This is a genomic window from Rhizobium sp. YS-1r (genome assembly GCF_000757525.1).
Lineage (GTDB): Bacteria > Pseudomonadota > Alphaproteobacteria > Rhizobiales > Rhizobiaceae > Neorhizobium > Neorhizobium petrolearium.
In genome coordinates, this window is sequence record NZ_JPYQ01000009.1 from 278685 (window position 1) to 299647 (window position 20963).

The 20963-nt window shown below is 58.9% G+C and carries 20 protein-coding genes and 4 pseudogenes; 7 read left to right on the forward strand and 17 right to left on the reverse strand.

Features of this window, described 5'->3' with window-relative positions; genetic code table 11:
* Window positions 1-51: 51 nt before the first annotated feature.
* The 8 genes from JL39_RS30505 to JL39_RS10660 all read right to left on the reverse strand — a co-directional run bounded on the left by JL39_RS30505 (window position 52) and on the right by JL39_RS10660 (window position 7428).
* Entirely contained in the window at window positions 52-777 is a 726-nt protein-coding gene (locus tag JL39_RS30505; protein ID WP_052182804.1) for a hypothetical protein, read from the reverse strand.
* Window positions 774-1808 carry an alcohol dehydrogenase catalytic domain-containing protein gene (locus JL39_RS10630; protein WP_037149530.1) on the reverse strand — a complete coding sequence of 345 codons (1035 nt, stop codon included), beginning with the start codon at window positions 1806-1808 and terminating at the stop codon, window positions 774-776. Before JL39_RS10630 ends, JL39_RS30505 begins: the two co-directional genes overlap by 4 nt.
* 26 nt (window positions 1809-1834) lie before the next feature.
* Window positions 1835-2680 carry an ABC transporter permease gene (locus JL39_RS10635; protein ID WP_037149532.1) on the reverse strand — a complete coding sequence of 282 codons (846 nt, stop codon included), beginning with the start codon at window positions 2678-2680 and terminating at the stop codon, window positions 1835-1837.
* Window positions 2673-3440, reverse strand: a complete 768-nt coding sequence (locus tag JL39_RS10640; RefSeq protein WP_037149534.1) for an ABC transporter ATP-binding protein — start codon at window positions 3438-3440, stop codon at window positions 2673-2675. Before JL39_RS10640 ends, JL39_RS10635 begins: the two co-directional genes overlap by 8 nt.
* A gap of 53 nt (window positions 3441-3493) precedes the next feature.
* Window positions 3494-4519 carry an ABC transporter substrate-binding protein gene (locus JL39_RS10645; protein ID WP_037149535.1) on the reverse strand — a complete coding sequence of 342 codons (1026 nt, stop codon included), beginning with the start codon at window positions 4517-4519 and terminating at the stop codon, window positions 3494-3496.
* Window positions 4520-4668: 149 nt separating this feature from the next.
* Window positions 4669-5604 (reverse strand): LysR family transcriptional regulator, encoded by a 936-nt coding sequence (locus tag JL39_RS30510; RefSeq protein WP_161784752.1) that lies wholly within the window; start codon window positions 5602-5604, stop codon window positions 4669-4671.
* The gene (locus JL39_RS10655; RefSeq protein WP_037149536.1) at window positions 5588-6502 is read right to left on the reverse strand and encodes an alpha/beta hydrolase; all 915 of its coding nucleotides are present in this window, start codon (window positions 6500-6502) and stop codon (window positions 5588-5590) included. The genes JL39_RS30510 and JL39_RS10655 overlap by 17 nt, the downstream gene beginning before the upstream one ends.
* Complete coding sequence (locus JL39_RS10660; protein WP_161784753.1) at window positions 6487-7428, reverse strand: LysR family transcriptional regulator; 942 nt, start codon at window positions 7426-7428, stop codon at window positions 6487-6489. Before JL39_RS10660 ends, JL39_RS10655 begins: the two co-directional genes overlap by 16 nt.
* A 106-nt stretch (window positions 7429-7534) precedes the next feature.
* Between JL39_RS10660 and JL39_RS10665 the strand changes: the two genes are divergently transcribed.
* Together JL39_RS10665 and JL39_RS10670 are read left to right on the forward strand one after the other, a co-directional pair.
* The gene (locus JL39_RS10665; protein ID WP_200883937.1) at window positions 7535-8353 is read left to right on the forward strand and encodes a shikimate dehydrogenase; all 819 of its coding nucleotides are present in this window, start codon (window positions 7535-7537) and stop codon (window positions 8351-8353) included.
* The gene (locus JL39_RS10670) at window positions 8350-9612 is read left to right on the forward strand and encodes an FAD-dependent oxidoreductase (protein ID WP_037149537.1); all 1263 of its coding nucleotides are present in this window, start codon (window positions 8350-8352) and stop codon (window positions 9610-9612) included. The genes JL39_RS10665 and JL39_RS10670 overlap by 4 nt, the downstream gene beginning before the upstream one ends.
* Before the next feature lie 249 nt (window positions 9613-9861).
* Here JL39_RS10670 and JL39_RS10675 read toward each other — a convergent pair.
* Window positions 9862-10148: pseudogene (locus JL39_RS10675) on the reverse strand (MYXO-CTERM sorting domain-containing protein).
* A gap of 4 nt (window positions 10149-10152) precedes the next feature.
* Window positions 10153-10260 (reverse strand): annotated as a pseudogene (locus JL39_RS32460) (globin); the annotation flags it as partial.
* A 595-nt stretch (window positions 10261-10855) separates the two neighbouring features.
* On the opposite strand from JL39_RS32460, the gene JL39_RS10685 reads away from it, so the two are divergent.
* Window positions 10856-12043, forward strand: a complete 1188-nt coding sequence (locus JL39_RS10685) for a hypothetical protein (RefSeq protein WP_200883938.1) — start codon at window positions 10856-10858, stop codon at window positions 12041-12043.
* On the opposite strand, the gene JL39_RS10690 is transcribed toward JL39_RS10685, so the two are convergent.
* Entirely contained in the window at window positions 12012-13121 is a 1110-nt protein-coding gene (locus JL39_RS10690) for a nucleotidyl transferase AbiEii/AbiGii toxin family protein (protein WP_037149539.1), read from the reverse strand. The genes JL39_RS10685 and JL39_RS10690 overlap by 32 nt on opposite strands.
* Window positions 13102-13842, reverse strand: coding sequence for a DUF6088 family protein (locus JL39_RS10695; protein ID WP_037149540.1), 741 nt, complete (start codon window positions 13840-13842; stop codon window positions 13102-13104). The genes JL39_RS10690 and JL39_RS10695 overlap by 20 nt, the downstream gene beginning before the upstream one ends.
* 181 nt (window positions 13843-14023) lie before the next feature.
* On the opposite strand from JL39_RS10695, the gene JL39_RS10700 reads away from it, so the two are divergent.
* The gene (locus tag JL39_RS10700; RefSeq protein ID WP_037149542.1) at window positions 14024-14725 is read left to right on the forward strand and encodes an IS6 family transposase; all 702 of its coding nucleotides are present in this window, start codon (window positions 14024-14026) and stop codon (window positions 14723-14725) included.
* A gap of 124 nt (window positions 14726-14849) precedes the next feature.
* A complete protein-coding gene (locus JL39_RS10705) occupies window positions 14850-15164 on the forward strand; it encodes a hypothetical protein (protein WP_037149545.1) in 315 nt (104 codons plus the stop codon).
* Window positions 15165-15176: 12 nt separating this feature from the next.
* Here the strand turns inward: JL39_RS10705 and JL39_RS31930 are convergent, their stop codons facing one another.
* Window positions 15177-15329 carry a hypothetical protein gene (locus tag JL39_RS31930; protein ID WP_161784754.1) on the reverse strand — a complete coding sequence of 51 codons (153 nt, stop codon included), beginning with the start codon at window positions 15327-15329 and terminating at the stop codon, window positions 15177-15179.
* Window positions 15319-15777: a cytochrome C5 gene (locus JL39_RS10710; protein ID WP_037149757.1), complete on the reverse strand. Its 459-nt coding sequence runs from the start codon at window positions 15775-15777 to the stop codon at window positions 15319-15321. The genes JL39_RS31930 and JL39_RS10710 overlap by 11 nt, the downstream gene beginning before the upstream one ends.
* 410 nt (window positions 15778-16187) lie before the next feature.
* Between JL39_RS10710 and JL39_RS10715 the strand changes: the two genes are divergently transcribed.
* Window positions 16188-16997 (forward strand): hypothetical protein, encoded by an 810-nt coding sequence (locus JL39_RS10715; RefSeq protein WP_152601096.1) that lies wholly within the window; start codon window positions 16188-16190, stop codon window positions 16995-16997.
* A 514-nt stretch (window positions 16998-17511) separates the two neighbouring features.
* Window positions 17512-19062: a Fic family protein gene (locus JL39_RS10720; protein ID WP_037149548.1), complete on the forward strand. Its 1551-nt coding sequence runs from the start codon at window positions 17512-17514 to the stop codon at window positions 19060-19062.
* A gap of 821 nt (window positions 19063-19883) precedes the next feature.
* On the opposite strand, the pseudogene JL39_RS30920 reads toward JL39_RS10720, so the two are convergent.
* The 3 genes and pseudogenes from JL39_RS30920 to JL39_RS10740 all read right to left on the reverse strand — a co-directional run.
* Window positions 19884-20309, reverse strand: a pseudogene (locus JL39_RS30920) (integrase core domain-containing protein); the annotation flags it as partial.
* A 134-nt stretch (window positions 20310-20443) separates the two neighbouring features.
* Window positions 20444-20815 (reverse strand): DUF423 domain-containing protein, encoded by a 372-nt coding sequence (locus JL39_RS10735; RefSeq protein ID WP_037149556.1) that lies wholly within the window; start codon window positions 20813-20815, stop codon window positions 20444-20446.
* A 4-nt stretch (window positions 20816-20819) separates the two neighbouring features.
* Window positions 20820-20963 (reverse strand): annotated as a pseudogene (locus JL39_RS10740) (globin); the annotation flags it as partial.

Below are 20963 nucleotides of genomic sequence, written 5' to 3' on the forward strand. Positions count from 1 at the left end.
GCTGACCGGGGGGCGAGGGGCCGCGGTCGATTGGGCATAAGGGAGCAGTGCTCAAGATTCAAAGCGACGCGTGAGCTGAGAGCTTGCGGCAACGGCTGTGCGATCAGAAAGAAGTGAGTTGTCGGGATATGCGACCACAAGATCGAATAGCTCATCGCGCAAGGATTTGCACGGACGCAGGAGGTCAAGAGCCGTCCTGCTGATCGAGGCGTGAGCGCTTTCCAATGTCTCCCGGCATAGGCCGTCGGCGATAACAACCACATTATAGGTGGTGTCATCGGTCTCAGCATCTTGAGCAAAGACTTCATACGGCTGGTTCGGCTCCGCAAGGCCAATGATAAAGCTCAGTAACGTCCCGCTCGAAACCATGTCGCTCAGTTTCCTGGCGAGTTGCAAGCCGGCATTCTCGGCGCGCGTTCTTTTTACCGAATACGCCTGAACCAGGGTGCTGCGGCCGATACCGCGACCGCCCGAAGCCAGCTTGTTTGCTGGAATTCGCAGCACATTCGAAAAGTGCTGGCGCATCTTTGCCGACCAGACGGTCGGGTTCTTGACCAGGTCCATGTAGGCCGGGTGTTCGATGGTGCGCAGATCCTTAAGTTCATAAAGCGTGAAGTAGCGATTTTCAGGCTCCAGAAAAGACGCGTAGCGCCGGGCGCGCAGCATTCCGGGTGTCGTCAGCCTTTCAGGCACGTGCTCGAATGTGTGCCAGGCCTCGTATTCCTCGGTCATGGCACTGGGATAATTGTTCCAGAGAGCCAGAAACGCGCCGCTCATGCACCGCCTCCGATCTGCAGAACGACCTTAGTGGCGACGCGCTGATGGGCAACCCTGAAGCCGGTCAAAGCATCCGCCAATGGCAGCCGGTGCGATATCAATTGGCTCATCATCACCTGATTGGCCGCAAGAAAGGCGATCACTGCGTCCCAGTCCTCAGCCGGAGCGCGGTAGGAGCCGCGGATTTGCTGATGCATCCTGACGAGTTTGACTAAGTCGATCTCCGCCGGCTGGGGATGAATTCCGACGACCGTGAAGATGCCGCGTTTTTTGAGATACGGAAGTGTTGCTGACACGAGGGCGGGCACGCCCGCTGCTTCGATGATGGCATCGAAGGGCGACAGTTTTGAAAGCGTCTCGTCAATAGTGACATGCTTTGTGTCGACCAAGTATTCGAAACCGATCGCGCGAAGCGCCGCCAGCCTCGGCTCGTCATCGCGCCCCATGACGACCACGTCGGCACCCTTGGCACGTGCCAGGACAGCGATACCTTGCCCGATGAAGCCCGGCCCAATCACCAGGATCTTCTGCCCAGGACGGACATCTGCCGTCGCGACAGCTTCGGCGCAAACGGTCATCGGCTCGGTCAGCGCAGCTATACCCATATCCAAATTGTCTGGAAGAGCATGGCAGTTGCTATAGGGGACGCAGACGAATTGGCTGAACGCACCATTGCGACTTATGCCAAGGCCTTTTCGATTGCTGCAATTATCCTCATCGCCGGCAAGGCAGGCGGCGCAAGTGCCACACGTCGTCGAGGGCCGAGCGGTGATGCGCCTGCCGATCAAGGCTGGTTCGAGCCCGTCGCCGACTGCCGTAATCGTCCCTGAAAACTCGTGCCCGAGGGTGACTGGCATAGCGCTTTGCATCGACTCGTACCCGGCCGTCCATTCCGCGATATGCAGGTCGGTGCCGCAGATCCCAGCGGAATGGACACGAACGAGAACTTCGCCCGCCGGGACCAGGTCCAGTGTCTCAACCGTGCGCAACTCCACGCCGACGCCGGGCCGGACTTTTTGCAGTGCCAACATCTTGGTCTCTCCGGAAGTCGAGGGGGCTAACCGCGCCAGCTCAAGAAATGGCGTTCAATCTGGCCGATGATGAAGTTCACGATCAGGCCGAGTACAGAAAGTATCGTGACACCCGCAAAGAGCTTTTCGAGATCGTAAAGCGAGCCCGCTTCCAAAATATAGGAGCCGACGCCGTATTGCGCGCCAAGCATCTCTGCTGCGACCAGAAGGATGATGGCAATCGAAATCGAGACGCGCAGGCCGGAAAGAATGGCTGGGAAGGCTCCAGGAAGCACGATCTTGCGAACGATCGACCACCAGCTCAGACCAAAACTCTGTCCCATTCGCACCAAGGTCCGATCGACGTTATCAACGGCGCCGTAGGTTGCGACGACTGTTGGCGTAAAGGTTCCAAATGCGATGAGCGCATATTTCGACATCTCATCAATGCCGAACCAGATGACGAAAAGCGGCAGCAAGGCGATTTTCGGAATGGGAAAAAGCGCCGCCACGAGCGGTACGAGGCCGGCACGCACATAGCTGAACAGACCGATAAAGACACCGAGGGAAATGCCGACCGCGATACCGAGGGCTCCGCCGATGAAGAGGCGCTGCAGCGATGGCAGAAGATGCCGCCAGAGACCGCCGGTCTGCCAGAGCTGAACCAGTGTTTCGAAGACCGCGGAAGGACGGGGCAGGGTGAGGTTCGAGATGAACCCGGTCCGCGTGCCGATCTCCGCGATGAGCAGCAACGCCACGAAAACGGCGAGCGCCATGCCGCGTACGGGCGTCGGTGAAAAGCCGCCCCCACGAAACGGAACATGCTTTACGGATGCGCTCTTTGGCTCTGTCCCAACTGCGGATTGCGTTGAAACCAATGTTACTTCAGACATCGGTCAATTCCTTGTCGGCAGCCATTGCTTCTTCACGCATCAGCTCCCAGAGCTGCTTCTGCTTTTCTTCGAGAACCGGGTCGCCAAGGTGGCGATCCGCCAGCGGAATATCGATATCGACAATTTCGCGGATACGTCCCGGCCGACGGGAAAGGACGATCACACGGTGTCCAAGCCGGACAGCCTCGTTCAGGTTGTGGGTGACGTAGACCGACGTGAACGGCTGGCGCGTCCAAAGCGAGACGAGGTCGTCCATGAGCAGTTCACGCGTCTGGCTGTCGAGCGCCGAAAGTGGTTCGTCCATCAGCATCACTGCTGGGCGCACCGCCAGCGCGCGGCTGATGGCGACCCGCTGGCGCATGCCACCCGACAATTGCTTGGGGAGGGCGTGACGGAATTCCGAAAGGCGGGTGCGTTCCAGCACGTCCGCGACGATCGCGTCCATCTCGTTGCGCTTCAGCCCATGATCCTCGAGGACCAGCTTGATGTTGCCCTCGACGGTGCGCCAAGGCAGCAGAGCGAAATGCTGGAAAACATATGTAAGCGGGTTGAGACAGTCGCTCGGCGGCTGGCCCACCTGAAGGACTTCACCCGCGCAGGGGCGCTCCAGCCCGCCGAGAAACCGCAGCAGGGTGGACTTGCCGCAGCCGGAAGGTCCGATAAGACAGGCGATCTGGCCTTGTGGAATGTCGAGCGAGATGTCGCGTAGAACTTCCACGGCGCCGTAGTGATGAGTGATGTTCTTGAGCTTCAGATCCATAAGGGGTCCCCACCGGAGGCTCTTTTTGGGCCTCCGATATTGTTGCAAGCCGATCAGATCGTCTTGACGTAGGACGTATCGAAGAGCTGTTCGTTGCTGATGGCGTCTTTGACCATGTCTTCCGACTTGAACCATTCCAGCTGTTCGACGCAGCTTTTGAGCGACAGAGCCAATCCCTTGTTAATGCGCATCGCACCTTCGATCAGGTTCTGCTTGGCAACGTCGTACGGGCTGTCCTTTTCCACATATTTGTGGACGAGCTTCGCCACAGCGTCGCGCTCCTCGTCGTTCGACGTCTTATCCACGAAGGCGCCGTTGTAGTCATCGATCGCCTTGGCGTAAGCCTTGATGAAGCATTCCGTCAGCGATCGGTTGTCCTTGGCGTTCTTCGTCGAGGTAAAGGCTGTCGTGACCTGATAGTCAGGCGCATAATCGGATACGATGCCGATCTTCTTGGCAGCGCCTTCGCGGATCATTTTGTTGGCAACGTTCGCCTGGATTGCCCAGGCATCGATCTGACCGGTTGAAAGCGCGCCGACGATGGCGCCGAGCTTTTGCAGCGGACGCAGCTGGATATCAGCGAGCTTGATGTTGTTGGCGGCTGCGATCTTGTGCGCCATAAAATGAAACGACGAACCTGCGGTGGTAATTCCGAAGCTCTTGCCTGCCAATTTCGAGGGGTCGGTCAGGCCAGCGTCATACGCTTTGTTGGATGCCAGAATAACGGCGCCGACAACGCCCTTTTCTTCCGTCAACGCACCGCCGACGACCTTGACCGCGTCCTTCTGGGCGAGGCTAATCAGGCCACCGCTCATAGCGGTAACGCCGAACTCGGCATCGCCGGATGCGATCGCCACAGCCATTGGCTGCGCGGCTTCGAAAAACTTCAGTTCGATGTCGAGGCCTGCATCCTTGAAGTAGCCGCGCTCGTAAGCGATGAAGCTTGGCGCATGGCTGGCAAGACTGAGGACCGCGAGATTGCGCCTGCTTGCCGCGCGGGCCGGAATCCCGAAAGCTGCTGCGGCGCCCGCAGCTCCCATGGTTAGAAGTGCCTGGCGACGGTTCAAGGTTAAATTCATCTTGGAAATCTCCTCCTATCGACGCCTATGTGACGTCGTATCTTTTCAGTGCCACTCAAATTGAGCGAGTACAACAAACAATGATTATGCTTCCCATGCCTTGAGGGCATGATGGCGCCCCTAACGTCCATGTTTGACCATGCCCGAGTTCAGGAGAGCTTGCGCGACAGGATCTCGATCAATTTCCGCAGATTGGCGGAATGTGGCCTTCGCCGGTTCCAAAGTACCGAAATCTGGAAATGCGGGGCATTGTCGAGAGGGCGGATGACGAGATTGCTGCCGACCGGGCCAAGCGTCGTTAGGTAATCGACGAGGACTATGCCCATCTGCTCGTTGGCAAGTGCCAACGCCGTGTCGGAAAAACGGGCAACCGCCTTGGCATTGACCTTGATACCCGCACGATTAAGAAAGCTGTCGACAACTTTTTGATGAGCGCCGCCGGCTGCAAATGCAACGAAGTCGGCCCCTTCCAGATCCGAGGCCTTGATGACGGTTTCGACAGCCAGACGATGACTTTTGGGGATACACGCAACCAGATCGGCATTCCCGACCACTTCGGTTGCGATCAACGGATGCTCTGAGGTCGCAATCGTCACCACGGCTTCGCCGCGGCCGGCTATGAGATAATCCTCTATCTGGTCAACGGGAAGAACGTCGAAGAAGAGCTCGATGCCGGGCACTTCGACGGAGAGATCCCTCAATGCCTGAGGCACCAGTGCGCGTGCGACGCTGGCTGTCGAACCCGTTCGAAAGATGGCGGTCTCGCCGCGGGCGATGCGGCCGATCTGGTTCCCGACGCCTGTGAGTTGCCGCATCAGCGGATCGATCTCGGCGTGAATTTCCAACGCCTCCGACGTCGGCACGAGGCCGTTGCGATCGCGCAGGAAGAGCGCAATCCCAAGTATGTCTTCGATGCGGCGGATCGTTCTGCTCAATGCGGGTTGCGAGACGTTCAGCACCTTCGACGCGCCGGTAATCGAACGGGCCTGCATGACCGCGTGAAACACTTCGATCTGGCGGAGGCTGAGTAGGCCGTCAACCGGCTTCGCTGCTACCGGCCTGTCGTCGTCATCCCGTGATGGCATCTGCATTTCTTTCTAAGAAGGGCAGCAGCAGATCGAGGATTTCGTCAGCACGCGTCTCCGGCAGCAGATGGCCGCCGGAAAGACCGCGGCCTTCTACGATGTGCGCCCAGTCCGCCCATATGTCGAGCGGTTCCCGGCCACCGCCATAACGTCGCCCGTCTTCCCAAAACACAAGCACTGGAGCCGCAATTTTGCGGCCTGCGGTGCGATCGGCAAGATCGTCTTCTTCATCGACCGTGGCGCCCGCCCGATAATCTTCGCACATCACATGCCGGACCTCGGCCCGATCAAACGCTGTCCGATAGTCTTCCAGCGCCAACGGATCCAGTTTTTCGATGCCCTTCGCCATCTTGTTGAGAGTGAGATCGATCAGAAAGCGGGGATCTCCCGCCATCAGTTTTTCAGGCAAAGGTGCAGGCTGGGCCATCATGAACCAGTGCCAGGCGCCCATTCCAAACGCCTTGCCTGCGCCCTCCCACATTTCCGGAGTGGGCACCACGGTTACGGAAACAAGCGCCGTCACGGCTTGAGGAAAATCGAGGGCCATCCGATACGCGACACGCCCACCGCGATCATGACCGACAGTGACAAAGCGATCGTGGCCGAGCGCCTTCATCATGTCACGCAGACATTGCCCCATGCGCCGTTTTGAGCCCATGCCTTGTGCAGAGCTTTTAAGATTGCTGTCTCCGTAGCCCGGCAAATCGGGCACCACCACGGTATAATCGTCGGCAAGGACAGGCGCGATGCGATGCCATGCGGCTCTGGTTTCGGGATACCCGTGCAGAAGCAGAACCGCCGGGCCGGAGCCGGCTGTCAGGACAGCAAGGTTTGCGTCGGCCGTCTCGACGACCTCGTTTTCGAAACCAGGGAAAAGTGCGTTTACGGGTCGTTGCATGGATTGATTATTCCGTTGGTAAAGTTGCTTTCCGTCAAGGCGACGTCGCGAAGCGCCATGATCAGGCTTTCGACCGTGGTCGGCCGGGGGCGCAGGCGGCTGGTGTGAACATAGGCGGAAACCGACACGCTGTTTGCGATCGGAACGGCCGCCATCCCGGCGGTCGCGCAATCTATGGCGGAAAACGCATCGAGTATGGTGACGCCGATCCGCTCGGCGACGAAGGACAGCGCGGCCTCGACGAAATGGACGTAGACGGCGGTATTTCGCACGGCGCCGCTTCGGCGATAAGTCTCGTCGATGTAAAGGCCATGCGTCGTGGTCGAACCGAAGGAGATAAGGGTCTCCTCCGACAATTCAGCCGGGCTTATCGATGCTCTGCTCGCCAATCGATGGTCGGCAGGCATCACGCAGACCAGTCCGGCTTCGGCGATCGCGGTCGTCTCAATAACCGGGTCGTCGATCCGGGCAATGGTCGCCACGCATGTTCCTCGTCCAAACAACAGATAGTCGCGGATATCCCGCTGCGGAAGCGAATCGCAATAATAGGTGCCTGCCGCCCCTGCCAATTGCAGCCGCCTCAAGGCCTTCGGGATGAGCCGCATGCCGATGCTGGGTGTCGCACCGAAGCGGAATGTCGATGCGTTGCCGCGGGCGATGGAATAGATGGAATCCGAAAGCATTTCGGCCTGCTGGTGGACACGCTCAACCTCTTCGAAGATGAGCTGAGCCTCCTGCGTGGGCACGAGCTTTCCGCCGATGCGGCCGAACAGCGCTATGCCGAGCTGATCCTCCAGGCGTTTTATGGCGATGGATAAGTTGGGCTGCGAAACACCCAGATGCCGCGCCGCAGCAGTTAGCGAATTCGTCGCCATTACGATGCGAAAGATCTCGATCTGGCGTTCCTTGAGTTTGGGATTCGCCACCCCGCTGCACTCCTGCTCATAAATCCGATTTATGAAGTGCATCTGTTTCCATATTGGCGTCAATGGCTGAGCATTTCTATCCTGCAACCAAAAAGAGGAAGCTACCATGATGATAGGCAGTTCCACCCGTTTGGTCGCGATGATCGGCACGCCGATCAAGCAGGTAAAATCACCTGTGAACTTCAACACCTATTTCGCAACCACCGGCGAAGACAGAGCGATGATCCCGATCGACCTGCGGTCAGAGCAGGTCGAAGACTTCATCAAGTTGGTTCGCGGATGGGAAAATCTCGATGGGTTTGTCGTCACCATGCCCCACAAGACCGCGGTTGCCCGGTTGATCGATGAGCTGACCCCACGTGCACAATTCCTGGAGGCTATAAATGTCGTCCGGCGACACGCCGACGGCCGGTTGTCCGGCGACATGACGGACGGCGAGGGATTCATCCAGGCAGCAAAGGACAATGGCTTCGTCGCCTGCGGAAAATCCGCCCTGCTGGTTGGGGCAGGCGCGGCAGGCCGTGCGATCGCCCACGCATTGGCTGAGGCGGGTCTATCCGAACTGTTCATCAGTGATATCAATGAGGCTCAGGCAGCAACGCTTGCCGCCCGGCTTGCAGACCTATTCCCCAATCTTACCGTGAAGGCGGGCTCCATTCCGCAAAAGACGTTTGACCTCCTGGTAAATGCCTCGCCTTGCGGGATGGATGTCGCAGATCCCCTGCCGGTGCCGGAAAGCGCCATGAGCCTTATGGCGCCAGGCGGATTGGTTGCCGATGGCGTCACCAGTCCGGAGCAGACCCCATTGCTGAAACTGGCGGCCCAACGCGGATTGAAGATCCAGTTGGAACACGAGATGGCCAAGGCACAGCTTCTTGCACTTGGCAGGGCGATGGGCGTCATCGGGGGAGAGCCCACCAGATGACTGTCACACGGGATACGCGATACGACGTGGTTGTTGTTGGCGGCGGCGCTGCGGGCATGAGCGCTGCGGTTGCGGCCGCGAAAATAGGTGCCAAAGTTGTTCTCATCGAGCGATATGGCTTCCTCGGTGGTGCCGCCGCAAACTCCCTCGTACTGGCCTATTGCGGCTTCTTCCAGAAGGGAGCGCAGCCTATAGTGGCCGTCCGAGGCATCGGCGAGCAATTCTTGAATATCCTTGCGAGCCTCGGCCAGGACATTTCTCCTTTCGTTTCGCCGAGCGGCAACAGGATTATTCTGCTTGATCCGGAAGCAGTGAAGTTTGCCGGCGATCGACTGCTGGAGGAAGCCGGTGTTTCAATCCTGCTGCATAGCTGTGTCACCGGCGCGACTGTCGACGACGGCCGGATCATGTCGATCACCGTCACAGATCATGCCGGAGGATATGAAATTGGCGCCAATTCCTTTGTCGATGCAAGCGGCGAGGCGACACTTGCGTCTCTGTCCGGCGTGGACATGACGGTCGACAGTTTCACCAGTCGCCATGTTCAGCCGGCCTCCATGCCGGTCCGGATCGGCGGCGTCGCCCCCGGAATCGCATTCGACCGGGAGCGCATGGCGCAGCTGATCGCCAACCATAACCTGTCGCAGCAGACACCAATCCATCGTCGCGACGGCGGCGTCATGTTTCGGCTGCCCATATCCGGGGATTACTGGTGGATGACGATCGACCTTGCCACGGATGGATTGACGGGAGCCGACCTCGGCGCGGCGGAGCGGCAGGCGAGACGGGAAGCGTGGCGCAATCTTGATCTTCTGCGCCAACTGCCCGGTTTCGAGAAGGCTTTCATCGTGGCCACAGGACCGCAAATCGGCATTCGCGAAACCCGTCGGCCAAGATCCCGGGAGGACTTAACTGGCAAGGCATTGGAGCAGGGGCTGCGGCGCGATGACGGGATAGGCCGTGCCGCATGGCCCATGGAAGTCCATGAGGCGCCAGGGCGCGCCCGGTTCATTGACATTGGCGGCGGCGGCTTCGCGGACATCCCACCGGGCGCCTTGCAGGCAGTCGATTTGGATAACCTCTACCTGGCGGGAAGAGTAGCCGGGGCGGATGCGCTTGCCTATGGCTCCTCCAGGGTGATGGGCACCGCTTTTTCAACGGGGCAAGCCGCCGGCGTGATGGCGGCATTAAGCGTTTCGTCTCATTTGGAGGTGAGATCGGTCAGGAAGGAACTGAGCGCTCAGAACGCATTGATTTGACTTGCGCGCCCATGTGAAGAGCCGATCGTTGGCCCTTTCATGGTCTGCCCCGATCTTCGGTCGGCGATCGCCGGTGATCCCGCCAGCATCGTCTATGAGATGCTTCCGCCTGGTTTGTTCCGGATCGTGCGCGAACGTTTCCTGGCGCTTCACAACGAACGCCGCGTTTCGCAGGTTCGCCGCACGCCCTAAACGCTCAATCCGGTCGGCGACAACCCATCTAAATAGGTGGGTTCCAGGGAACAATGGTCAAACGTGACGTCGGCGGAAGAACGCTCCGGCTGCCACGAGTAGCCAGCCGAGGATCATCGTCGTTCCGCCGGTTGGCGCTGTCATCACAAACGGCCGGTCGCCAAGAAAATGCCGGGAGACGAGATCGCCGGCGAAAATGATCGTTCCCGGCACATGGTGGAGGCGGAACCCAGAAACAGCGTGTCGCCTGCGTGGCTTGCCGCCGCCGTCAGGGCGACCCCCATGGCTCCCGTCATGCCGCTCACAAAAAGAATCAACGGCCGCAGATTGTCGAGTCTTTCCATCAGTCTATTTCCGGTTCTGCATGTGTAGGGCCAGGCGCTTGACCGGTGGCCAGATAATCTCGCGCAGCTTTTCGTTGTCGATCGTCTCGTCCATCGCACGGCGAAGGCAGAGCTAAACGCTGCCATCGCCCGACGAAAAGTCGACGAGCCAATAACCGTGATGGCGACACTCGAAAGGATGCAGAAGATGATCCCGCAGTTTGAAAACCACTCGACTTGTCCGCCAATCCACGTCCTGGTGAAATGCGCCAGCCGACACCAATCAGCCGGGACATGCCCGTTATTCAGATCATGGCAGCAATGGTGCCGCGGCGCCTTCGGACCTCCGACCGGTCAGATCACGGTGACCTGCCCGGCAAACAGCGCGGGCCGCAGCGGGTCGCCGAATGCCACGGTTATGACCTAACTGATAGACGACGCAAATTTATCCGAGATCCGTAGCCGCAAGCTGGGGCTTTGGCATTTTTTTCTGATTGGCTCGCCAAACGCGGGGGCCATCTTTCGAAACGATTTCCGCGTCAGATGCGCGGATATGAACCGCTCCGGGAATAGCCAGCAATTGTTATCGCCTGTGATATTTCGATGACCCCCTGATTTTGGGGGTTGCGGTGTTGGGGGCGGGGCATTCTAGGATGGGTTGTGTTTTGATTACGTTCTGATTCGCGTCGAGGGGGCTCATGCGAGATAGTCGGGTAAGGTTTGCGGCTTTGGCCGCCACGGTATCGCTTTGCGTTTTGTCGGGTGGGGTGACGGGAGCGGTGCTGCTGGATGGGATGTTCGGCGGTGTTGCGTTTGCCGCCGACCAGACGCCGACGGGGGGTGGCTTCGGCAGTGGCGGGAGTGGCTTCGGCAACGGTGGTCTCGGCGGGAGTTCCGTGGAGGCGGGGCAGGGTGGATCTGCCGGCGCTTCGGGCAGTCAGACGGTGCAGCCGGATGGCTCCGGCCTTTCTTCTGACGATCGGGCGGTGGACCGGGCGCAGGCGATCGGCTCGGGCGCCAACGGCAATGGCGAGGCCGGTCAGGACGAGGCCGGTCAGGCGAACGGCACGGCGCTCGGCAAGCCCGCCGATAGTGACGGCGACGGCGAAGAGCCGCAGGCCGACAAGGCGGAAGCCGAGGCGACGGACGAGGATGCCGCAGAACCGCAGGCGATGACGGCGATGGCGGCGGCGGCAACCAGCCAGGAAGCACCGGCGGTCAACGCGCCGGAAAGGCCATCGGTGCCGGAGATCGGCGGCAACGGCTTCTTCACCCAGAAGATCGCCATCGACGTGCCTGCCTTTCGCGGCCTGGAGCCGAAGATCGCGCTTTCCTACAGTTCTGCCCGCAAGACGAGGCTCGGCGGCCTTTACCAGGGCTGGCTGGGCTATGCCTGGGGGCTCGACGGTTTCGACGTGATCGAGCGGGCAAGTCCGGGTTATGGCTATCCCTATTTCGATGCCAATGACGTCTATCTGCTGAACGGCGAGGAACTGGTGGCCTGCGCCGAGGGCATGGTGGCGGCCTCGTGTACGGCCGGCGGCACGCATGTGACGGAGAACGAGAACTTCAAGCGGGTGAGCTTCGACGCGGCGGCCAACACCTGGACGGTGACCGACCGGGACGGGACGGTGTCGCTGTTCAAGTCGGTGATGGCGATTGCCGGCACCAGCCCGGCCTCGGGCACGACGGACTACAAGCTGCAGCACGACGGCCGCTATCTTCTGACCCAGGTGAAGGACACCAACGGGCAGGTCGTCAATTACGGCTATAGCTGCCCGGACCTGCCTGGCTGCTATGCCAAGTCGATCAGCTATTCGGGTGCGGGGATCACGTTCTATTACGAGGACCGCCCGGACTTCCCCGTCATGGCGAACGGGTTTTTCAAAGCAAGGGTTTGTCGGCGACAGTGTTGAGAAGCGTTTCCAGCTCCTGAATGCTTGTCATGACGGACTCAAATTCAGGCGGCGTTCCAAATATCATGGCAGACATTCGTGCGTAGTCGGCTCTTAGTTTCTCGCGCATCTCGGGCGTTGGCGCCAACCGAAAACTACCGGGCACGGCTCGATCATATCGATGGTCCGGTGCGCGAAACATTAGCTCTTTATGCCGGCGGCAAGCCTCGGCGAGGTCAAGCATCGATGCAATGGCCTTGCCGTAGTCGGGATTCGTCCAAATTTGATGAACATCGTAGTAGTGGCGCGAGTATCGATTGAGGTCTGGAACTTTCAGCTCAGGACTATCCTGCATGCTTCGTTTTTCCGTCATCTCCGTCATCGCGTGAAGGATCAGAACTTTCTCCCAAAAAGTGCGCTCCGGCTTGACGGTCGTTACATTCTGGACCGTCAGGTCAGTGCCCTTTCGCATTTCCGAGGCAACGTATGGAATGATCTCTCGCTTCTCGGCCGGAACCGGATCCGGGCGTGCCCCGCCTTCGATTCGCACCGCCGCCTCGACATAGCCGCCGCTCGTGTCAAAGACGCTTCTGTATCCCAGAACCAGTACGTCGAGCGCCTCCTTCTTCCGGTAGAGATCGTACCCGAAGGCGAGCGAGAAATGTCCCGTTTGTCCGATCTGTCCCTCGACCGTGGCGATTTCCTCATCGAGCAAACGCTTGAGCGGCCCGGACATATAATGCCGTGCAGCCTCGTCCACCTGCTCGGCCAGAGCCTTCTGTTGCTGATTGACGGAGGGGAGCGCTGCGATATCGGCCTCGAGCGGAACTTTTAGATCCGCCTTGTAGATGCCGATGTCAATGTCTTCGGAAAAACGCTGGATCAGGCCATATGCTTTGCTGAGGCTGGTGCCGCCCTTAAAATAGAGGCCAAGAGCACCGTCCCTCCGTCGGTTGAACAGGAAGTCGAGCACCCAGCAGACGTAGAGATCCTTCTCGATATTCTCGGCCCGCGTCTCCAGATCGGACGCAGCGGCGGAGAATAGTGCTCTCTGTTCGTCAGCGCTTGAGCGAAGGACATCAACGAAACCCTGGCGCATGTTCATCCTTTCCGTCGTGGCCCAGCGGAGTGCCTTCCTCCTCCGGGGGCGGCGGATCGGCGGTTATGGTCTCCACAGCCTGGTACATCCAGGCTGGGATGGCGTGGATGTTTTCGCGCAGATCCTCGACAATCGGCTGCCTGTGGGGGCTTCGTGCCACGTAGCGGACGATAGCATCGACAACTGCCTCCAGATTGGAGCGCTCGTCGCGAAACCAATGGAGGGCCTGGATCACTCGCATTGCCGGCCGGCCCGCCCAAAAAGCGGTCTTCGCCGAAATGCGCTTGAAGTCCAAGATGTAGATAACCGGCTTCGTGGCCTCGGCATCGCCGGCATTGGCCTCGATCTCTATGGTTCGGGGATATGTGTCCGCATAGATTGTCGACCTGGCGGGGACGGCCGTCGTCAGGCCAAGATCATTGGCAGCCGTCATGCCATCAACGCAAACACGAAGCTTGTCACGTCGTGCGATGGCATCGATGAATGAGGCGCGTGGCGGAAACACCATCTTGCCGGTCAGTTGGCTAATAGCTGGCTTGTCGTAAAGACCACGATGAGGGCGGCGGATGTCGCCGCGATTGGTCAACCTCTGCAGGGCCTTTTCGACGGCATTGGGCGTTGCGATGTCGAGAAAATCGGAACGCGACCAAACGCCCGAAGGCGCCGCACCGGCAATCCTTTGGTGAATGCGTTCCAGAGTGTCCGATGTGGGATCCGGCATAACTATCCTACCTTGTGACCGAAGATTATATACAAAATTTGGTCACTTGCTGCAACCGTCGCTTTAATGACCAATTTTTATATCTAAACATTGGTCAGTAGAATGATTGCTCACGCTTTCATACAGTGCTTTGGCATCGTAAAGTTAACGGAACTTGGATTGCGGTGTGCGATGTTTGGCCATGACAGACCGTGATTCGCTTTATCACCGCCATCGCTTTGCCGCCGAAATCATCGCCCACGCCGTATGGCTCTATTTCCGCTTCCCATTGAGCTTGCGAATGGTCGAGGACATGCTGGCCGCCCGCGGCATCTTCGTCTCGCATCAGACAGTCCGGCTTTGGGCAGAGAAGTTTGGTCGCGCCTTCGCCAACGACATCCACAGACGCACGGCCGGCCGGCTCGGCGACAAATGGCACCTCGACGAGATCGTCGTTTCGATCAGCGGCCAGAAACACTGGTTGTGGCGCGCAGTTGATCAAGATGGTTTTGTCCTGGATGCTCTGGTACAAAGCCGCCGCAATGCCAAGCCTGCCAAGCGCCTGATGCGTAAGCTGTTGAAGGGCAAAGGTCGAGCGCCGAGGGTGATGATCACCGACAAGCTTCGATCCTATGACGCTGCAAGACGAGAGATCATGCCAAGCGTAGAGCATCGTTCCCACAAAGGGTTGAACAATCGGGCGGAAAATTCCCATCAGCCGATTCGACGACGAGAGAGGATCATGAAGCGGTTCAAATCACTACGACATTTGCAACGCTTCGTTTCAATCCACGATCCGATTGCCAACCTGTTCCACATCCCGCGCCACGACATGACCTCCAACCATCATCGCGAACTTCGTTCAGCAGCAATGGACATGTGGGCGCAGATCGCTCGGATTTGATCGACAGCCCCAAGTAGAAGTGCCTTCAATCGCCCGATCGACGTTAAGTTTACAGTGCCCGAACCATAGATATGAAACCGAAACCCTTGTGGAGTACCTCGGACGCAAGATGAGGAGCATGGCAATGGGCAGAAAGCTCAAGCTGTATCTATTCGCTGGCCTGCTTGCCGGGCTAGCCTATGCCGCGTATCGGCCATTACCCATGCTGGCATCGATACTATTCACCTCCGGCTGCGATCAGGCAGAGTTCGAAGCCCGCGTAAAACGGGATCTGGCCGCCGGTCGGGCATGGGCACCAGGTGAAATGCCGACGGTTGACGAAGAACGTGCCTTGATTGCGCGTCTACAAAAGCAGGCGCAGCAAACGGGCGACTATGAGTCTGCCTGCCGCGCACTGACCGAGTGGGACGATGACCACACCGAACGTGGGAGTCATTAAGCCGAATCCCCATTACGCACGCCACAACCCGCTGAACTGAGACGCGATCAGCGCCAGCGCGGCGTCGACATCCGTCAGCACCTCGATCCCCTGAGCATAGGTGGAACTCCGGCTTTGTAGCCTCAGATGATGCTCCGTAGCGGATTCAATGGTCTCAATCCTCATCTTTCGGATCGATGGAGACATCCTCCACCTCGAAGTCCTCGTCCAATTGCACGCGGATCCAACTGTCAGGAAACTGCATCGGGGCCGCAAAGGATAGGAGAGTGGCGTCAGCAAAAACGACCACTGAACGAACGGCCAAATCGTCACGCAGATCCGTGGTCTCGATCACATTCTCGCCACCGACAGCGCCCTCGATCTCTTCGGCGATGCCATCGATGATCCGCCGCCAAACTTGAAAGCTCACCTCAAGAACCCGTTCGATGGCAGCGACGAGCGCTCCGGCATCTATTCCCGACCTGTCTTCCAGTTCAGGGTCCACGTTGACGTTGACATGAGCGCCAGTTGCCAAAAGGCGCGCCGTACCGAAGATAAAACCGTCGCCAATCTGCGGGCCGAGCATAACTTTGCTCGCAGCGATTGCATCTCGAAGTTGTTCGATCGGTCCCATCGCTACCTCAGCCTTGTTGATTCTGCCGGTACTCCGGCAGCGGGCTCCTGTATAGGAGCCGTTGGACGCGGTCGAGTCGTCGATTCGACGCCAAAGTCTGGCACTGGCGTGCTGATGATGAGTAGACCTTGCAATCCTCCTATCGATCAGAGTGCGCCGGCCTTATCTTTGCTGACGTGCTATCAATCGTGTCAATCGAACTTGGTGCATGATTGCCGACGCCATCTCTGCATCGGCTGGGGTGTGCCAGCTGCCTCTCCACCCGTTGCCTCATTCTTTGAAATCGGCCATAGAAGGATCGACAGCGCTGGGAGATTTGTGATTCGGCCAGATCATTTCCTGTATAAAGCGATCACAAGCAATAATTCCGGTAGCACGGCGATCAAACCGTGCCATCGTCCGAGAGAAAAATGAGATCGTTACTGCTTGCTTTGGTGATGGTGATCGCTTCAAGCAGCGGAGCTGTCCACGCGCAGCCTTCGACGCAAGACCCATCCCCGCCAGCCTGCGTCAAGGATAGCAACGTCGACAGTTGCTGGAGCGCCGGTGTCGCGGCCGAAAAGCGGAACGATGCTGCCGCTGCCCTGGCAAATTATGAACGCTCCTGCGCGGCCGGTTTTCAGATGGGCGGCTGTTACGAGGCCGGCAAAATCTATTTCCTCGATCCCGCCCGTCGGAACTACGGCATCGCGAAGGATCGGATGACCCTGGTCTGCGACTCCGATGATGCCGGGATAGGCCCCTATGCCTGCAAATATCTGGGCATCATCTATCGCAATGGTCTGACAGCGAAGCCGCAGGTCGATCTGGCGTTCCGGCCCCTGTCACGCTCCTGCTTCCTGCATAATACCGAACCGTTCATCGATGGAAACGGCTGCGAGATCCTGGCCGAAAGCCTCCCCACTGCTGACGACATGGGGCTTTCGGACGCGGCATGGCAACGCGACTATATCGCCTATCTGGCCTATGCGATGGGCTGCACCGACGACACGCCAGCGCTGTGCACCAAAGCGCGCGATAGGTATCGTCGAGCGATCGCGGCATCGGCGAGCTGGCCCGCCCGCTGCGTGGAGGAGCTGGAGCGGAGCCCGTTCCCCGGGACCTGCGACGCCGTGGCAGACCCGGGCATGAGCGCCCAGTTCGAGCAGCGGCAGAAGCTGCGCCGCACGCTCGTGCGCATGTTCCGCAATGCCACGGAGAATCCGCCGTCCGACGGATGACGCCGACGCGGCAACCGGATGGAAACCCGAATTCGTGGCCAGAGGCGAACTCAGGCCGCTACGCGATCCGAAAACCGCCGATCCGGACGAAGAACCTTAAAATCCTTATGTAGGTTTTCTGTTCCATTGCTACTCAGACCCCAGATCGTGATGCATCTGCGACATTCATTAGCAATCACGCAAAATGAGGCCGAATTCTCAGCGCTCGGTCGGCGTTACATTGAACTGCATCGCAAAGGCGTGGCGGAATTCAGCGACCAGTGAACACTGGGCATGCTTTTGAAAGCCTATCTGCGCAGCCAAGAGCGGGCGGACGATCCGCTGACACTGAGCGTGAGGGCATGTTCCTGCATCCGCCATATCTGCCGAGCCCTTGATGCCAGATAAGCGTCACGACATAATTCACGTGCGATTTCTCGGCATTAAATACTTGCAATGGCGCGACATGTTTGACTTGTTTTGAGTTGCATCATATACTTGTAGTCGCGCAGCATAAAAAACTTGGTATGAAGCAATGGCCGCACCGAACGAAAAGCTCGCCAACTCCCTGGGCGTCTTGCAGGAGCTGCAAAGTGGGGGGCAGCGAATCTTTAAATCCAGCGAGTTTAGCCGTGCCCATCGTGAGCGGCTCTTGCAGCACGGGTTCCTGCGCGATGTCATCAAGGGTTGGCTTATGTCGACCGGGCCGCAGGCCCTGCCGGGGGACACGACACCCTGGTATGCGTCCTTCTGGGAGTTCTGTGCGCGCTATTGCCACGACCGGTTCGGGAACAACTGGTTCCTGTCACCGGAGCAGTCGCTCCTGCTGCACGCGGAAGCGACCGCGATCCCGCCGCAGGTCATCGTCAACAGCCCCAAAGGAACCAATAACTATCTGCAACTTCTCTTCGGCATCTCGCTTTACGATCTCAAGGTCAAGGAGATGCCTGCGCCCGAAGACATGGCGGAGAAAAATGGCCTGCGTGTCTACGCGCCGGATGCAGCTCTCGTCAAAGTGCCGGAAGGCTTCTTTCGGCGCACACCCATCGAAGCACAGGTCGTGCTGGCAGCCGTGCGTGACGTGTCCGGTATCCTGGGCCGGTTGCTTGATGGCGGGCATTCCGCCGTCGCGGGGCGCATCGCCGGGGCATTCCGCCGCGTGGGCCGCACCGGCTTTGCGGATGAGATCGTCAAAACCATGAAAAGCGCAGACTACGACGTTCGCGAAAGCGATCCTTTTGCCGAGCAGCCATATGTGCCCGCCATCATCACCGGCGTGCCACCCATCGTGGCCCGGCTTAACGCCATCTGGGAAAGCCAGCGCACGCCTGTCATGGAAATATTTCCCAAAGCGCCAAGGCTGCCCGCAGACAAAAGCAGCTACATGAAGTTCGTGGAAGACATCTACCAAAGTGATGCTTACCACTCGCTCTCGATCGAAGGCTATAGCGTAACGCCCGAACTCATCGACCGTGTGCGGCAAGGTGGATGGACCCCTGAGATCGATGAAAAGGATAGGCAAAGCCGCGATGCGCTCGCCGCGCGCGGCTACTGGCAGGCCTTCCAGAAAGTGAAGGATTCCGTGGCCGCTATTCTCGATGGCACGCCTCCTGGAGCGCTCGTACACGAGCAGCACCGGGATTGGTATCGCGAACTTTTCGGTCCGTCCGTGGCCGCGGGCATTCTCAAGCCAAGCGCCCTTGCCGGGTATCGCAATCATTCGGTTTACTTGCGCGGATCATGGCATGTGCCGCCGCGCGCAGAGGCGGTGCCGGAGGGCATGGATGCGCTCTTTGATCTGCTGGAGAAGGAGACCGAACCTACCGTGCGCGCAGTGCTGGGGCATTGGCTTATCGGCTACGTCCACCCTTATCCTGATGGCAACGGACGTATCGCGCGATTCTTAATGAACGCGATGCTGGCGTCGGGCGGCTACGCCTGGACGGTTGTGCCGGTGGAGGATCGTGACCGGTATCTCGCCGGTCTTGAGCGGGCCAGCGTCGATATGGACGTTCGCCCGTTTGCGGGCTTTCTGGCCGAGCGCGTGCAGTGGTCGATGGAAAAAGCGGCGGAGGATGCGAGATAGTTTGCGTAATTATCTCCTTAGTTCCTTTTTTCTCCCCAACTCACTTTGATTTTCTCAATCCTCCATCACTGCTGGCTGAGGGGGTGGGATGAGCGAGATTCTCACTGTTCGTAAGATCGCAACGCTTCTCAAAATCAATGAGAAGACAGCCTGCAAACTCGTCAAGTGAGGGGAAGATACCCGTCTTCAAGGTTGGCGGCTCGTGGCGGTTTGAAGCGGTGAAATCGAACGCTGGATAAAGCAGCGTTCAGCGCGGAACGACAGCGGCCAAAGTTCGCACGACTAGGGTTAGTCGGGCGCGAAGGCGATCGGAAAGGACGATGGCTATATTGTCTCGGAGTGACAACAACTTGTGGCTGTCGGCGTGGGCTCCATAAGCTGTTGCGGGTTATAATATTTTGATGACCCCCTGATTTTTGGGGATGCGATGTTGGGGGGCGGGATCTTCTAGGATGGGTTGTGTTTTGATTGCGTTCTGATTCGCGTCGAGGGGGCTCATGCGACATAGTCGGGTAAGGTTTGTGGCTTTGGCCGCCACGGTATCGCTTTGCGTTTTGTCGGGTGGTGTGACGGGGGCGGCGGTCCTGGATGGCATGTTCGGCGGGGTTGCTCATGCAGCCGAACAGGGGCTGGCGAGTGGTGGCAACGGCTTCTTTACCCAGAAGATCGGCATCGACGTGCCTGCCTTCCGCGGCCTGGAGCCGAAGATCGCGTTTTCCTACAGTTCTGCCCGCAAGACGAGGCTCGGCGGGCTTTACCAGGGCTGGCTGGGTTATGCCTGGGGGCTCGATGGTTTCGACGTGATCGAGCGGGCAAGTCCGGGCGTAGCCTGCCGGGGTCTGATATCCGAGGGATGGGTGCGGCCGGAAATGATGATCATCGTCCGCCCATTGCGCGATGGCGCTCCGGGCGTAATCGAGGCCAAAGAACAGACTCTCGTTGAGTAGCTCATCGCGCATGCGCCCGTTGAAACTCTCGACATAGGCGTTCTGCGTTGGCTTTACCGGCACGATGTAATGCCACTCGACCTTGTGATCCTTCGGCCAGGCAAGGATGGCATTCGAGGTGAGTTCGGTGCCGTTATCGGAGACAATCATTCCGGGCTTGCCACGCCGCTCGATCAGCGTCGTCAGTTCGCGGGCGACAAGACGGCCGGAGATCGAGGTGTCCGGGATCGCCGCCAGGCATTCGCGCGTCACGTCATCGGCGACATTGAGGACGCGAAAGCGTCTGCCGCAGGCGAACTGAGCACGGATTTGCGTACCCTTGTGCTACCGATTACGCATACACCTCCGTCAGACGCAGGTTCGCCGTACGTCCTAAACGCCCAATCCAAGTCGGCGAAAACCCACCTAAATAGGTGGGTTCCAGGGAACAATGGTCAAACGTGACGTTGGCGGAAGAACGCTCCGGCTGCCACAAGTAGCCAGCCGAGGATCATCGTCGTTCCGCCGGTTGGCGCTGCCATCACAAACAGCCGGTCGCCAAGAAAATGCCGGGAGACGAGATCGCTGGCGAAAATGATCGTTCCCAATCCCAGAACCAGTGCGGCAAGCGTGGCGGTACGAAAGAATTTCTGGCCAAGATAAAGTCCCAACAGGACCGGTGCGTGCGCCAGGCACATGGTGGAGGCGGAACCCAGAAACAGCGTGTCGCCTGCGTGGCTTGCCGCTGCCGCCAGGGCGACGCCCATGGCTCCCATCATGCCGCTCACAAAGAGAATCAACGGCCGCAGATTGTCGAGTCTTTCCATCGGCCTATTCCCGGTTCTGCATGTGGAGGGCCAGGCGCTCGACCGGTGGCCAGATAATCTCGCGCAGCTTTTCGTTGTCGATCGTCTCGTCCAGCGCACGGCGGAAGCAGAGCATCCATTCGTCGCGCTCCTGAGGGCCGATTGCCGC

Bases quoted from the DNA above. Each gene is read 5' to 3' on its own strand.
- JL39_RS10690 (WP_037149539.1), bottom strand. From the start codon at position 13,121: ATGCGCCAGGGTTTCGTTGATGTCCTTCGCTCAAGCGCTGACGAACAG.
- JL39_RS10735 (WP_037149556.1), bottom strand. From the start codon at position 20,815: ATGGAAAGACTCGACAATCTGCGGCCGTTGATTCTCTTTGTGAGCGGC.
- JL39_RS10710 (WP_037149757.1), bottom strand. From the start codon at position 15,777: ATGGGACCGATCGAACAACTTCGAGATGCAATCGCTGCGAGCAAAGTT.
- JL39_RS10630 (WP_037149530.1), bottom strand. From the start codon at position 1,808: ATGTTGGCACTGCAAAAAGTCCGGCCCGGCGTCGGCGTGGAGTTGCGC.
- JL39_RS10720 (WP_037149548.1), top strand. From the start codon at position 17,512: ATGGCCGCACCGAACGAAAAGCTCGCCAACTCCCTGGGCGTCTTGCAG.
- JL39_RS10665 (WP_200883937.1), top strand. From the start codon at position 7,535: ATGATGATAGGCAGTTCCACCCGTTTGGTCGCGATGATCGGCACGCCG.
- JL39_RS10635 (WP_037149532.1), bottom strand. From the start codon at position 2,680: ATGTCTGAAGTAACATTGGTTTCAACGCAATCCGCAGTTGGGACAGAG.
- JL39_RS10640 (WP_037149534.1), bottom strand. From the start codon at position 3,440: ATGGATCTGAAGCTCAAGAACATCACTCATCACTACGGCGCCGTGGAA.
- JL39_RS10670 (WP_037149537.1), top strand. From the start codon at position 8,350: ATGACTGTCACACGGGATACGCGATACGACGTGGTTGTTGTTGGCGGC.
- JL39_RS31930 (WP_161784754.1), bottom strand. From the start codon at position 15,329: ATGAGGATTGAGACCATTGAATCCGCTACGGAGCATCATCTGAGGCTA.
- JL39_RS10655 (WP_037149536.1), bottom strand. From the start codon at position 6,502: ATGCAACGACCCGTAAACGCACTTTTCCCTGGTTTCGAAAACGAGGTC.
- JL39_RS10645 (WP_037149535.1), bottom strand. From the start codon at position 4,519: ATGAATTTAACCTTGAACCGTCGCCAGGCACTTCTAACCATGGGAGCT.
- JL39_RS10695 (WP_037149540.1), bottom strand. From the start codon at position 13,842: ATGCCGGATCCCACATCGGACACTCTGGAACGCATTCACCAAAGGATT.
- JL39_RS30510 (WP_161784752.1), bottom strand. From the start codon at position 5,604: ATGCCATCACGGGATGACGACGACAGGCCGGTAGCAGCGAAGCCGGTT.
- JL39_RS10705 (WP_037149545.1), top strand. From the start codon at position 14,850: ATGGGCAGAAAGCTCAAGCTGTATCTATTCGCTGGCCTGCTTGCCGGG.
- JL39_RS10700 (WP_037149542.1), top strand. From the start codon at position 14,024: ATGACAGACCGTGATTCGCTTTATCACCGCCATCGCTTTGCCGCCGAA.
- JL39_RS30505 (WP_052182804.1), bottom strand. From the start codon at position 777: ATGAGCGGCGCGTTTCTGGCTCTCTGGAACAATTATCCCAGTGCCATG.
- JL39_RS10715 (WP_152601096.1), top strand. From the start codon at position 16,188: ATGAGATCGTTACTGCTTGCTTTGGTGATGGTGATCGCTTCAAGCAGC.